Source organism: Pseudomonas sp. 2995-3 (genome assembly GCF_002742565.1).
In the GTDB taxonomy this organism is placed as follows: domain Bacteria; phylum Pseudomonadota; class Gammaproteobacteria; order Pseudomonadales; family Pseudomonadaceae; genus Aquipseudomonas; species Aquipseudomonas edaphica.
Genome location: NZ_LJSB01000223.1, coordinates 212,806 through 227,477 on the forward strand (window position 1 = coordinate 212,806; position 14,672 = coordinate 227,477).

A 14,672-nucleotide genomic window follows, 5' to 3' on the forward strand; every position below is an offset into this window, starting at 1 on the left:
TAAAAGACCAGGGTGCTCAGGTTAATTGAACGTGTGTTCAATCTCTAGCGATTAAATGATCAGAGGAAGGCAAGGCATGGCAAAAGACCTTTCGTGGCAGGTGCCAGGCGATGCCGGCAACACACTGCACATCGGCGCCTGGCGCTTTGAAGGCGACGGCAGTGGCCCCAAGGTGCACCTGCAAGCGGGTGTACACGCCGATGAAATCGCCGGAATGCTGGTGCTGCACCAACTGCTGCCGCGCTTGCAGGCGTGTCAGGCCCAGGGCCGCCTGCGCGGCAGTGTGACCGTGGTGCCCCAGGCCAACCCCTTTGGCATTGGCCAGTTTCGCCAGGGCAAATTGCTCGGGCGTTTTCATGAGGCCACCGGGCAGAATTTCAACCGTGCGTTCGATCATTCCCTGGCCATGGAACGCCCGGCGAGCAACCTGGCGCATTGGCAAAAAAGTTTAGTGCAGTTGGCGTCCGACGCCGACCTGGTGCTGGACCTGCATACCGACGATGAGGCCTTGCCGTACCTTTACGTTCATCGCAGTTTCTGGCCTGAACAAGGCTTGGCATTGGCGGCCGCGTTGCAGGTCGAGGTGGTGATTGTCTGGGATGAAGGCGGTGACGGCTCTTTTGAAGAAACCATCATCAACCATGGCGCGCCGCGCTTGGCCGCGACTGTCGAATTGCGCGGGCAGGCCGATGTCAGCGATGCGCTCGCGCAACAAGACGCCGACGGGCTGTGGGCGTGGCTGTGCATCAATGGCGTGATTGATGAAGTCGCCACGATCAGCGAATGGCAGGGCGAAGTGGTGGACATGGGCTGCATGGAAACCGTCCTCGCGCCCTGCGCCGGAGTGCTGGTGTTTGAAAAAAGCCTGGGTGACCTGGTTGAGGAGGGCGAGCGTTTCGCGCGCATTATAGGCTGCCCTGGCGACCCGTCTTCGGAAGTGTTTTTGCAGGCAGCGCAAACCGGCCGCATGGTGACACGCCACCGTGAGCGCCGGGTGGCCCAGGGGGCGGTGGTGGCCAAATTCACCGGCACACGGTTGTCGGACAGCTACAGCGGCGGTGTGCTGGACCCTTAGATCTCCAGACCTACACATAACCCTTGTGGGCGCGGGCTTGCTCGCGAAAGCGGAGTATCTAGAGAAGGACGTGTAGACTGACCCACCGCATTCGCGAGCAAACCCGCTCCCACAATTTACCCTCGTAATCGGCAATCAGGTCGCCTTCGATCAATGGATAAGTGGGCTATACCTACAGTTCAGGGCCATCGACGATGACTGCCAGGGAGTTCAATGATGAAATCAAGGCTAATGATCAGCACGCTGTGCGTTGCTATCGCAATGCTCGGCTGTGCCAGCAAGGTAACGCAACCGGACGAATATTCAGGCTTTCTCGCGGATTACAGCCACCTCAAAGAGGCGAAGTCGCCTTCAGGGGCCGAGGTGATGCGCTGGGTTGATCCCGAGCTGAGTCTGAATAACTTCACGGCGGTGTTCATCGAACCGACGCAGTTTTACCCCAAGCCCCAAGCTACTGCGAAAATTCCCGACAGCACCCTCAACGGCATCAACACCTATTACAACCAGGCGCTCAAGCGTGAGCTGGCCAAATCGCTGCCGCTGGCCAACGCGCCAGGCCCAGGTGTGATCGTGGTGCGCGCGGCCATTACCGCCGTCAGCAGCAAGACCGAAAGTCTCAAGCCCTACGAGTATGTCCCTGTGGCGCTGGTGGCTGCTGCAGTGAGCACCGGCACCGGCATTCGTGACCAGGAAACCACCCTGGGCACTGAGGCGCAGTTCCTCGACGGTGGCAGCGGCAAAGTAATTGCCCAGGTGGTGCGCAAAGGCACCGGCAAGCCGTTGTCCAACGACTCGCAGGTGATGAAGGCCGATGACGTAAAAAGCGTGATTGACGGCTGGGCGTCGGACTTGCATCAGTCCTTTGTGAAGCTCAAAAAGCCCTGACTACTAACTGTGGCAAGGGCGCAAGCACCCTTGTCGGCCTGATGTCTTCAGGCGCGTGCCCGCCCTTGCGCACGGGCACGCTGCTTTCACCCGAGCATTATTTAAGCGGGGTCAGTGGCGGCAGCTTCCATTGGCCATTCCCCACCTCAGGCTTGGGCAGGTAAATCCGCAGTACGGCGTAAAACGGACCGGGCGGGGCCGGCAACCAGTTGCTCTGTTCAGCCTTTGGCGGCTCGTGATGCTGCAAGGCCAAGGTCAGGCCTCCGTCGGCGTCCAGTTTGAGGTTGGGCAGCATCGCTGAGTTGATCAGGTAGCGCTTCTTGAGGTTGGGCGCCAGCAGCTTGGTTTTGGCGTCGTACATGGTCAGCGACCAGAACGCTTCGGCCGGTGGCAGTTGGTCCTTGGCAAAGTGCACGGTGTAGCTGTGGCGTGCGCCGTTGGCCGGTTTGCCTTCGCTGTCGACGAAGTAGCTCATGTAGATGGCTTCGTCGGTGGAGTTGCCGAAAATCCCCATGTTTGCGCCGGCATAGCGGTACAAGTAGTTGTTTTTCAGGCGGTCACGGCTGCCGAACAGGTCGCTGCTGGTGACTTGGTGAGTGTCGATTTTGTCTTTCTTGAACGCGGCGAACTCAGCGCGGCCATCGGCAATCCCATCCTCCAGGGCTTTGCGCTGTTCAGCGGTCAGGTCCTTGACCTTGAAGGGCGCGCCGGGGGCGATACCGATCCTGGCAAAGCGCGTCATCAGGTCTTTCTCGCTGTCCTGAGGCGCGGCAAAGGCCAGCATGAAGTTGAGGTAGCGAAACAGCTGCGGGCCTTCGGTCATGGTTGCCATGGGTTTGGGCCATTCGATCTTCGCTACTTTGGCCGGCGCAGGCTGTTTCACGTAGGCACTCAGCGGCTGCACTTTGTAGCCATTCTGGATCTGCTTGACCTTGTTCAAGTCCTTTTCATCAAACAGCTGCGTGCGGTACAGCGCATAGGCAATGTTGCTTTCGCTGTAGATCACGCGATCGACGTCGACAGGTTGCTGACCTTTCCAGTCCGGCCCGGCGATCATGTAGTGGCCACCATTGTTGCCGGTGCTGCGGGTGCCCAGGTAGGCGATGTTCTGGGTGTATAGATCGATCAACTGCACCGAGTAGTAACGGTTGTCTTCAATCTTGGGCAGGGTTAGCACCAACGGCTCTTTGCGCAGGTCCATCCACACGAAAGAGTAGGGTGTGTCCGAGTTCGGGGTGACGAATGCGGTGTCCCTGGGTGTGAACACCTGGGCGGTGTTGCCGATATGATTGAACGGTGCCTTGTAGTTGGCACCGCCTTTATCAACGGCCTGGGTGTAGAGCGTCTTGTACATCTCCACTACCGGGTAGCCATACAGGTAGGCTTCCTTGGCAATGGCCCGGGCTTCAGTCGGGGTCGCCGTGAAATCGGCCCAGGCGCCGGTGCTCATGAGTATCGAGAGGCTCGCCAACAGCAGGCGCGTCGGTTTTCCAATCATGTTGTTGCGTCCTTCCTGAGTGCTTTTTAGAGGGCGTGGGATCAAAGCCCAGAGTTTCCTGTTTTATTGGCCGAACGTCACGTTAATCCCTGCAAACAACGTGAACTGAGTGACTCCGTCGGCCTTGCGTGCCACTGTCCATGGCGGTTCGACAAAAGCGCCAAGGATATGACTGCCGGCTTTCCAGGCCGTGCCCGTGCCCAGTCGATGGGAATGTAGTGGATGTGGGGGTGTTCACGGTTTTGAGTGCCGCAGTTGTGGGCATTGCCTGTGAGGCAGTGCCCTCAAGCGGCAGGCAACATCGATTTGACCTTGTCACGCAGTTGATCAATGGAGAACGGCTTGGCAATTACCTGCATACCTGCGGGTACGTCGATGTTTTCGGCATAGCCGCTGGCGAACAGGATCGGCAGGCTAGGGCGAAGCACGCGTACTTGGGTGGCCAGATCCTTGCCGCTCATGCCTGGCAGGCCCATATCGGTCATCATCAGGTCGATATGCTGATCGGCATCTTCAGCCATCTTGAGGGCCTGTTCGGCATCGGCAGCCTCAAACACCGAGAACTCCAACTCTTCGAGTACATCGACGATCAGCATGCGCACGATGGCGTCGTCTTCGACTACAAGGATGGTGGAGGGGGCAGCGCACATAGGGGGAATTCCTGAAAAATGGAAGGGCAGGTGTCTGTCGGTTGTAAGACCGTCCTCTACTGAGTCACGGCCATCTCGGCAAGTTCCATTGGTGGGGCATTGTGAAGGGAAAGGGGGCAAATGTCGCGTGGCATGCAGGCGGTGTGCTGAGCGGGCAATGCGTCAATGACACGCTACAAGCGGGCCATTGACACCAGGGGGTCAAGCGAAAGTCAAAGTGTGGTGTTAAACAGGGCATACGGTTTGTTGTAGGGCACCGTCATAACAAAGTCTCCATCACTGAATTCGCTGATGTGGTACTCCGGCACACCTTTGGTCACCGCCACTGGATCAAGGGTGCCCGCCGTCTTCCCGCTGTTCAAGGAGACTTCCAAGCCTTTTCGCATTGAGGCTTCATTTGGAAAAGTTGCAAGACCGAAGTTTGGATTAAAGAAAAACCATTCCTTCTGGTTGTTTTTATCGAGCGTGACGCCCGCCAGAAGCCCATGGTTCTGGGTGCTGATCTTCAGGAGCGTGGGAGGGCTTGCGGTACTTAAACGCGCAGCAACGTCGGTATACGGCACTTGGCTGACGCGTTGAATACCGTGAAACTGTTCGCGTAGCACCTGATGCATTTCGTTCAGCTCTTTGCGAAAGGCCCGAACCTTGGTGTCCTTAGCATTCCTGGCGGCTTTGAAAAAGTTATTGATGAAGGCGTCCCTGCGGTTGTTAAGAATGGCCAGCGCCATCGTATTCACCAGGGCTGCACACTCACCATTGGACGCCAGGTCAGTTTGGCTGAGATAGAAGTTCTGCGGCATGATGTAGGCCTTGCCACCTTCGGCCAGTACTTCCGTTTCAAACGTCTTGAAGCTCTCAAGACTCTGGATCGCCATGCGCTTTTCTATCTCTTTGGCCAATGTGCCGATGGCTTCGGGATTCCCGGCCTTGCTGACGGCCAAGCTTTTTATCTGCGAGACCCTCATGCTCGAGTGATAGCCCGGGATATCGTCGACAACCCCGGAAAGACCTCGAGCGTAAGCAACTGGGTTGCTTTGTTGCGCTGCCTGTAAGGCTTGCCTGAACTGATCTCCAGTTGCCTTTGGTACGGGAGCGACATAAGTGGCCAGCCAATCTATGAAGTTGTTGTTTATTTCACCATTGGCCGCGACGGTTACAGGTTTGAAATCGGTGAGCCCGGTACCATACGGTTGTTGCGTGCCAGGGTTATAGCTATACCACTTGCCCTTTTGAAACACCGCCGCCTCTTCAACAACCCGCCCTGCACGTTTGAAGGTCCCCGTCGCCACTATGCCGTGGGTATTACTGGCTGCCTTGAGCGCGCTGATAGCATCGGCACCTTTGGACAACAGGTAATTGCCGCCTTTACCTAATAGCTTGAGGCCTCCAACCGCCAAATCACCCAAACCACTCACGGGGTTGAGCAGGCCGAGCGTGGAGGCGCCGATAATCTGGACGGCCTTTAACCCCTTGGCGCCCGTGGAAAGAGCCGAGCCGCCTATCTTGATCAATTTTCCTGCGGTGGCGGCACCGGCACTCAGGAACCCGAAGATATCCAGTGTCAGGTCGAATATTCCATCGCCATAGTTGCCGTTCTGAAAGTTGATGACAGCTGATCTGAAAGGAATCAGATTTAACAGGAAATTACTCAGTGGTTTTGGCCCGCCCTGCAATGTATCCAGGGTAGTCTGGCCGCGCGCCAGTTCTTTTATCGCGGGGTCGTCGAGTTCAAGGTGTTCGGCAAATACTGTGCCTATGCGATGGGAGCGCTCGCTATTGAAGCTATCCAAGGGGCCGTCCTTTACCGGTTGCTCCGTGCTCAGACGACTGTCTGCCCCCTCGAGCTTGACCTGATTGACGGTAAATACCCTGTTGGCAATCATTGGCTTGGGTTGCGTGATCCTGGACAGCGGCACCCCTTCAATCGTGCCGCGGTTCAGGTCGATTTCGTAGGTGGTTATCTGACCTTCCAGCTCAACCTTGACCAACAGTTCCGGTTGATTTTTATCTGGCGTGCTGCCCCAGAAGCCGGTCGACAGCCTGGATGTGCGCTCATAAAAAAACTCGAGCTTCCCGAAATCGAATTTTTCTCGGTCCTCTAAGAGAAGTTGGGAGATCATGTGCTGAACGGTCGTAGCGACCGCGTCCTTTTTATCAGCGATTGCGCGTGCAAATTGCTGATCGAACGCCTCCTGGACGCCAAACCTTGGGTTACTGTTCAAGGCTTCCAATGGGATACGCGGGTCAGTTGACATAAAGGGGCGCGGATTCGGCATGTCCATCATGGCGATGTCCAATAGCGAATGCATGCCGCCCAGCCCGACTTGACCAGGCTCCCCGCGATACGGGTCTGTACCGAGCACCTTCAAGTCGAAAAGCGCTCCGAGGTCGCCAAATCGCTCGATGAGCTTGGTCCGCGCAATACCTTCTCGCGTGGGTAGTGCTTTGTCCAATGTCTGGCTGGCAACCAACCGCTTGCTGACTTGTCTGTTGAATTCATCCTTGAGGGTATTGAGTCGTTCGGGGCTATAGCTGTCCTCTGCATTTGCAACGAATACACCGTTGGCGACTCCCCAATCCACCAGTGCGCGGGTCTGAGCGTGCGCATTCGCAGCCGATGGTGCACATTTTTGTGCATCGCACATGACCTCGGCAAAGGTCATATTGGCGACGGTACCTGGCCGCTCGGCTTCGATAGCCGCGGCCGCAACCGTCAGGTTGAACCACGCCACGCTGCCGATTTTTACACTGTCGGGAATATCTTTAATCAGAAACTGCGGCGCTACCCTGGACAGCAACAGATGGGTAGCGAGTTTGACCGTGCTGGAATTGGCGCGGCCATTTTTCTCAAGATGACGGCTCAAACACGCGGTAACCTCTGAGGGTCGCTGCCCCCAGTGATCAGGGGCATGCAAAGGCCATTCGGCGATTTTGTTGCGCTCAGGTGCCCTGAGTGACTCCGGGTCGAGCCCCAGGTGAATCGCCGCTAATACGTAGTCGTAGAGGCTGTTGTCCGTGGCCGCGCCCTGCAGGTGGGCCTGCAAAGCCAGGCCGAGTGCTCGGGCCTTAGGCGAGTCGAGCAGCTTTTGTATCGTCACGGTCGGGTCTTGCAAGTCGCTTTGGCTGACTGAACTGCCGCTCAGCAGATAGGTCAGTACGCCATTGCCATGGGGTGGCAACGGCAAACCTGGCAAACCTGTTGTGTCGGATTTGAGGAAGGCGCGAATGCTGTGCTGGTCCGCCTTCGCCATGGGCATTGGCCAGGTGAGAGCGCCACCGAAATCACCCAGGGGGTGCTGTAAGGCCTTTTGCTCCAGTTTCTGCGCGAGTGCCGCCATCTCATCGACCGTGCGCGGCAGTTCAAAACCCAAGTGCGTGATCACTGTCGCCAGGGTTTGCGCTGTCGGCTGCACGTGGGCGTACGCCGAGTCTTTATGGGGCGTCAGACGACTATTGTTCAACCCGAATGAGACATTGTCCGGGGTAACGGGCTTGCCATACGTCCGGGTATCAATGCCGCGCAGTTGCTCGGCCAGGTTGCGCAGGTTCTGCTGGTCTGCCAGTTGTGTGCGCAAGGTGGCGGGGGCAGGTGTTTGAACCACGCGTGGGGAATCTGAGGCGGTCGTAGTGAACGTGTGTGAAGCGTCTTGCGCAACCGGCGCGGGAGCTTCGACGACAAAGGCGCTGGGGTTGTCTGCAAGTGTGCGGGTAGGGGCGGTTATGCTCATTGGGGGTACCTTGGGGGGCAAAAAAGACGCCTTCCAAAAGATCTTCCGTGTTCGTGAGGCGCTGTCCTGAGTGCCGCAACCCTTCACCTACGTTCCGCCGCATCTGTATGCACGTATGTAAGGGGTCTGATGAAACCGGCCCGAATTGGCGTGTAACTCACTCGCAGCCTGTAGGCCAGCGCTTCAAAACAACGCACAAACATAGCCTTGCCCCCTGATATTCGGGCAAACTCCCCCTTTTTCCGCACTTGGCCAAGGCATGCCCATGACTCCCGCGTCGTCCGTCGATGAAAAGAGCTTCCGTACCCTGTTGAGCCGAAACGTCGCGTTACCCTTGGGCGTCGGCGTGCTCAGCGCGGTGTTTTTCGTCTGCCTGATCACTTATTTGCTGTCGGTTATCCAGTGGGTGGAGCACACCGACCGGGTTATCAATAACCTCAATGAGTCATCCAAACTGACGGTGGACCTGGAAACCGGCCTGCGTGGCTTTCTGATCACTGGCGACGAGCATTTCCTCGACCCTTACGAAGTGGCCAAGCCCCGCATCATTGGTGACCTGCGCAACCTGCAGGAGCTGGTGGCGGACAACCCACAGCAGGTCGACCGCCTCAAGCGTCTGGAGTCGATGCAATACGAGTGGAACAAGTACGCCCAATCGATGATCGACTTGCAGCGCAGCAGTGGCGATTACCGCGGGGCGGTGCAGGCCGGCCGCGGCAAGAGCCTGACCGACGCGATTCGCAACGAATACACGGATGCGGTGGCGATGGAGCAAGCGTTCCGTGTCACGCGCAATGCCGATGTCACCCGCACCACGATCATCAGCGTGACCTTGTACCTGGCCTTCGTGCTTGGACTGAGCGGTTTTCTGGCCTACATCGGTAGAAAGAATTTACTCGCATTGTCAGAGAGTTACAGCGCAAACCTCGCGTCACAACAGAAGATCGCCCGGCGCCTGGAGCAACAGGCCTGGCTGCGTAACGGCCAGACCGAACTGGCCGAACAGGTGCTCGGCCAACTGACGCTGAACATGCTTGGGCGCAATATCCTGCAGTTTTTCGCCCAATACATGGGCTCGGCGGTAGCGGCGCTGTATGTGCGCGAAGAGCACGGCGGCCTCAAGCGCGTGGCCACCTATGGGTTTTCCCGCGAGCAGGAGCAAAAAGAGCAGGCGATCTACAGCGACGAAGGCATCGTCGGGCAGGCCGCCCAGCTTGATCGCCTGATTCGCCTGGATGATGTGCCGGTGGATTACTTCAAGGTCAGTTCCGGCCTGGGCGAAGGTTCGACCCGCAGCGTACTGGTGGTACCGACCAGCGACGATGATCGCGTCAACGGCGTGATCGAACTCGGCTTCCTGCGCCCGTTGGATGATCGTGACGTCGAGCTGCTGGAGCTGATTGCCGGCAATATCGGCACCTCCATCGAAGCGGCGCGCTATCGCCAACGCCTGCAGGAAGTGCTCGCCGAAACCCAGCAGCTCAACGAAGAGCTGCAAGTGCAGCAGGAAGAACTCAAAACCGCCAACGAAGAGCTCGAAGAACAGTCACGTATCCTCAAGGAGTCCCAGGCCCATCTGGAAACCCAGCAGGCTGAGCTTGAGCAGACCAACGAGCAACTGGCCGAACAGACCCAGACTCTGGCCGAACAGCGCGACGCCATGGATCGCAAGAACGTCGAGTTGAACAAGGCTCAACTGGAACTGGAAGACCGTGCCGACGAGCTGCAGCGCTCCAGCAAGTACAAGTCCGAATTCCTCGCCAACATGTCCCACGAGCTGCGCACGCCGCTCAACAGCTCGTTGATTCTGGCCAAATTGCTCGCCGAGAACCCGCAGGAAAACCTCAGCACCGAGCAGGTCAAGTTTGCCGAGTCGATCTATTCGGCGGGCAACGACCTGTTGAACCTGATCAACGATATTCTGGACATTTCCAAGGTCGAAGCCGGCAAGCTGGAAATGCGCCCGGAAAACTCCAGCGTGGCGCGCCTGGTCGATGGCCTGCGCGGGATGTTCGAGCCGCTGGCGGCTGACCGCAAGCTGGGCTTCCAGGTGGACATTCAAGCGGATGCGCCGCTGATGCTGTTCACCGACCGCCAGCGCCTGGAGCAGATCCTCAAGAACCTGCTGTCCAACGCGGTCAAGTTTACCGAGCAGGGTGATGTCAGCCTGTCGGTATCCCGTGCAGCAGGGGAGGGCGTAGCCTTTACCGTGCGCGACTCGGGCATTGGCATCGCGCCAGACCAGCAGGAAAGTATCTTCGAAGCCTTCCGCCAGGCCGATGGCACCACCAACCGCCGTTACGGCGGCACCGGGCTGGGCCTGTCGATCTCCCGTGATCTGGCGACCTTGCTCGGCGGCTATATCAGCGTGACCAGCGAACCGGGCAAGGGCAGCGTATTCACCCTGGTACTGCCGGAGCAATATGTAGAGCGCGAGGAAGGTGCCGCGCCGATCGAGCCGCCGCGCCAAGTGGTGGCGGCACCTGCACCCAAGCCCATCGCGATCTCACCGCTGCCGGTGGCCGATGCCAAGCAGATTCCGCGCTTTGCCGACGACCGCGACAAGGCACCGTTCACTACCCGCTGCATCCTGGTTGTGGAAGATGAACCCAATTTCGCCCGCATCCTTTACGACCTGGCCCACGAACTGGGCTACAACTGCCTGGTCGCCCACGGCGCAGACGAAGGCTACAGTCTGGCCGAGGAGTACATCCCGGACGCGATTCTGCTGGACATGCGCCTGCCCGACCATTCCGGGCTGACCGTGTTGCAACGCCTCAAGGAGCACGCCAATACCCGCCACATTCCCGTGCATGTGATCTCCGTTGAAGACCGCGTCGAAGCCGCCATGCACATGGGCGCCATCGGTTATGCGGTGAAGCCGACCACCCGCGAAGAGCTCAAGGACGTGTTTGCGCGCCTGGAAGCCAAGCTGACCCAGAAGGTCAAGCGCGTGTTGCTGGTGGAGGACGATGACCTGCAGCGCGACAGCATTGCCCGCCTGATCGGCGACGATGACATCGAAATCACCGACGTCGGCTACGCGCAGGCCGCCTTGGACCTGCTGCGCACTAACGTCTACGACTGCATGATCATCGACCTCAAGCTGCCGGACATGCTCGGCAATGAGCTGCTCAAGCGCATGGCCACCGAGGATATCTGCTCGTTCCCGCCGGTGATCGTGTACACCGGGCGTAACCTGACCCGCGATGAAGAAGCCGAGCTGCGCAAGTATTCGCGCTCGATCATCATCAAAGGCGCGCGCTCACCTGAACGCTTGCTGGACGAAGTGACACTGTTTCTGCACAAAGTCGAATCCCAGCTGTCCCATGACCGCCAGAAGATGCTCAAGACCGCCCGCAGCCGCGACAAGGTCTTCGAGGGGCGCAAGATCCTGCTGGTCGACGACGATGTGCGCAACATCTTCGCCCTGACCAGTGCCCTGGAGCACAAAGGCGCGGTGGTGGTGATCGGGCGTAACGGTCATGAAGCCATCGACAAACTCAATGAAGTCGAGGACATCGACCTGGTGCTGATGGACGTAATGATGCCGGAGATGGACGGTTACGAGGCGACTGCCTTGATCCGCCAGGACCCACGCTGGAAGAAACTGCCGATTATTGCAGTGACGGCCAAAGCCATGAAGGATGATCAGGAGCGCTGCCTCGCGGCGGGCTCCAACGATTACCTGGCCAAGCCGATTGACCTGGACCGGCTGTTCTCGCTGATTCGCGTATGGCTGCCGAAGATGGAACGCATTTAAGTGGAGCAAGTTTTCTTGGAAAAAAGCAGCGACATTGAGCTGCGCCTGCTGATTGAGGCGATTTACCTCAAGTACAGCTACGACTTTCGCGACTATTCCGGCGCGTCCGTCAAGCGCCGCGTGGCCCACGCACTGCGCCAGTTCGATTGCGCGACCATTTCTGCGCTGCAGGAGCGGGTGTTGCATGATCCGACGGCGTTCATGCAGTTGCTGCAGTTTCTGACGATCCCGGTGAGCGAGATGTTTCGCGACCCGTCGCACTTTCTGGCGATTCGCCGGGAAGTGGTGCCGCTGCTCAAGACCTACCCGTCGATCAAAATCTGGATCGCCGGGTGCAGCACGGGCGAGGAGGTGTACTCCATGGCGATCCTGCTGCGCGAAGAGGGTTTGCTGGAGCGCACCATCATTTACGCCACGGACATCAACCCGGCGTCCCTGGACAAAGCCAAGCAAGGGATTTTCTCCCTGGAGAACGTGCGTGCGTACACTGCCAATTATCAGCAGGCGGGCGGCCAACGTTCATTTGCCGACTACTACACAGCGGCTTACGATTACGCGATCTTCGACAAGACGCTGCGCGAGAACGTGACCTTTGCCGATCACAGCCTGGCAACCGATAGCGTCTTCTCAGAAACTCAGTTAATTTCATGCCGTAACGTATTGATTTATTTCAATAAAAAGTTACAGGATCGAGCGTTTGGGTTGTTTCATGAATCGCTGTGCCATCGCGGCTTCCTGGTGCTGGGCAGTAAGGAAACCCTGGATTTCTCCGCCTACAGCAAGCAATTCGAACCCTTGGTCAAACAGGAACGGATCTACCGAAAATCATGAGCGAGGCCGCAACTAACCCGCCACGCGGGATTGAAGCCATCGTCGTCGGCGCCTCCGCCGGCGGTGTTGAGGCGTTGCTGACGATTTTTGGTACGTTGCCTGACACCTTCAGTTTGCCGATTATTGCCGTGTTGCACCTGCCGGATGAGCGCCGCAGCCAGCTGGCCGAAGTCTTTGCGCGGCGCCTGAGCATTCCGGTGCAAGAAGCACGCGACAAGGAAACGATTACGCCAGGCACCCTGTATTTCGCCGGCCCCGGCTATCACCTGTCGGTAGAAAGCGACCGTAGCCTGTCGATGAGCCAGGAAGACCGCGTGCACCATTCGCGGCCGGCCATCGATTACCTGTTCGCCTCGGCTGCCGACACCTACGGCAACAGCCTGCTGGCGATTCTGCTGACCGGCGCCAACCAGGATGGCGCGCGTGGCCTTGCCCACGTCAAAGACTCGGGTGGCACCACCATCGTCCAAGAGCCCACAGAAGCACGTATCGCCGTGATGCCCTTGGCGGCGCTGGCCTTGCACACACCTGATCATATTCTCACCTTGAGCCGGATTGGCTCACTGCTGGCTTCCCTGGAATCTTCCCCATGTTAAGTACTGTCCAGGCCAAACTGCTGATCGTCGACGATCTGCCGGAAAACCTGCTGGCCCTTGAGGCGCTGATCAAGCGCGAAGATCGGCAGGTTTTCAAGGCCTTGAGCGCTGACGAGGCCTTGTCACTGTTGCTGGAGCATGAGTTCGCCATGGCGATTCTCGATGTGCAGATGCCCGGCATGAACGGTTTCGAGCTGGCCGAACTGATGCGCGGCACCGAAAAGACCAAGAACATCCCGATTGTGTTCGTCAGCGCCGCCGGCCGCGAACTCAACTATGCCTTCAAAGGCTATGAAAGCGGTGCGGTGGATTTTTTGCACAAGCCGCTGGATATCCATGCGGTGAAGAGCAAGGTCAATGTGTTCGTCGACCTGTACCGCCAGAGCAAGGCCATGAAACAGCAGGTCGAAGCCCTGGAGCGCAGCCGCCGCGAGCAGGAGCTGCTGCTGACGCGCCTGCAGGCCACCCAGGCGGAGCTTGAACAGGCTGTACGCATGCGTGACGACTTCATGTCGATCGTCGCTCACGAAGTGCGCACACCGCTTAACGGGCTGATCCTGGAAACGCAGCTGCGCAAGATGCACCTGGCTCGGGATAACGCCGCCGCGTTTACCCTGGACAAGATGCACGCCATGGTTGACCGCGACGAGCGCCAGATCCAGAGCCTTATCCGCCTGATCGAGGACATGCTCGACGTGTCGCGCATCCGCACCGGCAAACTGTCGATTCGCCCGGCGCGCTTTGACCTGGCGCAACTGGTGCGCAACCTGGTGAAAAACTTCGCCCCGCAAGTGGCATCCGCCGGTTCTTCGATGCACCTGGTTGCCGATGAACCTGTGGAGGGCAATTGGGATGAGTTCCGTATTGAGCAAGTGGTCACCAACCTGCTCACCAACGCTTTGCGTTACGGTGCCAAAAGCCCAGTGGATGTGCGTGTGTACACCGAGCACGGTGAGGCGCGCGTCGAGGTGCGTGACCGTGGCATCGGCATCAGCGCAGACAACCAGAAGCGCATTTTCCAGCAATTCGAACGCGTTTCGGCCAGCCATGTAGCGGCAGGCCTGGGCCTGGGGCTGTTTATTTCCGAGCAGATCGTGACGGCCCATGGCGGCACCATCGAGGTGGAAAGCCAGATAGGCGAGGGCGCGTTGTTCAGGGTGTGCCTGCCACTTGGCGAGCCGCAATGAAATCAATCGTCGCCTCGACGCAACCTCTGCGTGACCCCATGGTCGTACTTGCAGCAACTGACCGGACAAAGGCTTCCCATGAGTGAAGATGCACAAGATGTCGTACTGATCGTCGAAGACGACGAATCCATTATGTTTGTGCTGGGTGAATACCTGGCAGGCCTGGGCTACCGGGTGCTGAAGGCGATCGATGGGGAGCAGGCCTTCGAGATTCTGGCGACCAAGCCGCACCTGGACCTGATGGTCACGGATTACCGCCTGCCGGGCGGGATTTCCGGGGTGCAGATCGCTGAGCCTGCGATCAAGCTGCGACCTGAATTGAAAGTGATCTTTATCAGCGGTTACCCGCAAGAAATACTCGACTGCAACAGCCCGATCACGCGCAACGCGCCAATCCTGGCCAAGCCGTTTGATCTGGATACCTTGCAAGAGCATATCCAGCGCCTGCTGGCCTGAAGC

General features: G+C 58.3%; 10 protein-coding genes. 7 read left to right on the top strand and 3 right to left on the bottom strand.

Annotation, left to right across the window (positions count from 1 at the left end; genetic code table 11):
- The first annotated feature begins 76 nt into the window (after positions 1 to 76).
- Together AOA62_RS21980 and AOA62_RS21985 are read left to right on the top strand one after the other, a co-directional pair.
- A complete protein-coding gene (locus AOA62_RS21980) occupies positions 77 to 1,075 on the top strand; it encodes a succinylglutamate desuccinylase/aspartoacylase family protein (protein ID WP_099549736.1) in 999 nt (332 codons plus the stop codon).
- 216 nt (positions 1,076 to 1,291) lie between these two features.
- A complete protein-coding gene (locus AOA62_RS21985; RefSeq protein ID WP_099549737.1) occupies positions 1,292 to 1,960 on the top strand; it encodes a DUF3313 domain-containing protein in 669 nt (222 codons plus the stop codon).
- Positions 1,961 to 2,057: 97 nt separating this feature from the next.
- Here the strand turns inward: AOA62_RS21985 and AOA62_RS21990 are convergent, their stop codons facing one another.
- From AOA62_RS21990 to AOA62_RS22000, 3 genes are all read right to left on the bottom strand, one after another.
- Positions 2,058 to 3,458 carry a DUF1254 domain-containing protein gene (locus AOA62_RS21990; RefSeq protein WP_099549738.1) on the bottom strand — a complete coding sequence of 467 codons (1,401 nt, stop codon included), beginning with the start codon at positions 3,456 to 3,458 and terminating at the stop codon, positions 2,058 to 2,060.
- A gap of 284 nt (positions 3,459 to 3,742) precedes the next feature.
- Positions 3,743 to 4,108, bottom strand: coding sequence for a response regulator (locus AOA62_RS21995; protein WP_017138798.1), 366 nt, complete (start codon positions 4,106 to 4,108; stop codon positions 3,743 to 3,745).
- A 212-nt stretch (positions 4,109 to 4,320) separates the two neighbouring features.
- Positions 4,321 to 7,836: a hypothetical protein gene (locus AOA62_RS22000; RefSeq protein WP_099549739.1), complete on the bottom strand. Its 3,516-nt coding sequence runs from the start codon at positions 7,834 to 7,836 to the stop codon at positions 4,321 to 4,323.
- 265 nt (positions 7,837 to 8,101) lie between these two features.
- Here AOA62_RS22000 and AOA62_RS22005 point away from each other — a divergent pair, with 265 nt between their 5' ends.
- The 5 genes from AOA62_RS22005 (at position 8,102) to AOA62_RS22025 (ending at position 14,669) form a co-directional block, all read left to right on the top strand.
- A complete protein-coding gene (locus AOA62_RS22005) occupies positions 8,102 to 11,599 on the top strand; it encodes a response regulator (protein WP_099549740.1) in 3,498 nt (1,165 codons plus the stop codon).
- A 15-nt stretch (positions 11,600 to 11,614) separates the two neighbouring features.
- Positions 11,615 to 12,430 carry a protein-glutamate O-methyltransferase CheR gene (locus AOA62_RS22010; protein ID WP_026013819.1) on the top strand — a complete coding sequence of 272 codons (816 nt, stop codon included), beginning with the start codon at positions 11,615 to 11,617 and terminating at the stop codon, positions 12,428 to 12,430.
- A complete protein-coding gene (locus tag AOA62_RS22015) occupies positions 12,427 to 13,026 on the top strand; it encodes a chemotaxis protein CheB (RefSeq protein ID WP_017138794.1) in 600 nt (199 codons plus the stop codon). The genes AOA62_RS22010 and AOA62_RS22015 overlap by 4 nt, the downstream gene beginning before the upstream one ends.
- Positions 13,020 to 14,213: a hybrid sensor histidine kinase/response regulator gene (locus tag AOA62_RS22020; RefSeq protein ID WP_017138793.1), complete on the top strand. Its 1,194-nt coding sequence runs from the start codon at positions 13,020 to 13,022 to the stop codon at positions 14,211 to 14,213. Before AOA62_RS22015 ends, AOA62_RS22020 begins: the two co-directional genes overlap by 7 nt.
- A gap of 78 nt (positions 14,214 to 14,291) precedes the next feature.
- On the top strand, positions 14,292 to 14,669 hold the full coding sequence (locus tag AOA62_RS22025; protein WP_003217591.1) for a response regulator: 378 nt from the start codon (positions 14,292 to 14,294) through the stop codon (positions 14,667 to 14,669).
- Positions 14,670 to 14,672 lie beyond the last annotated feature (3 nt).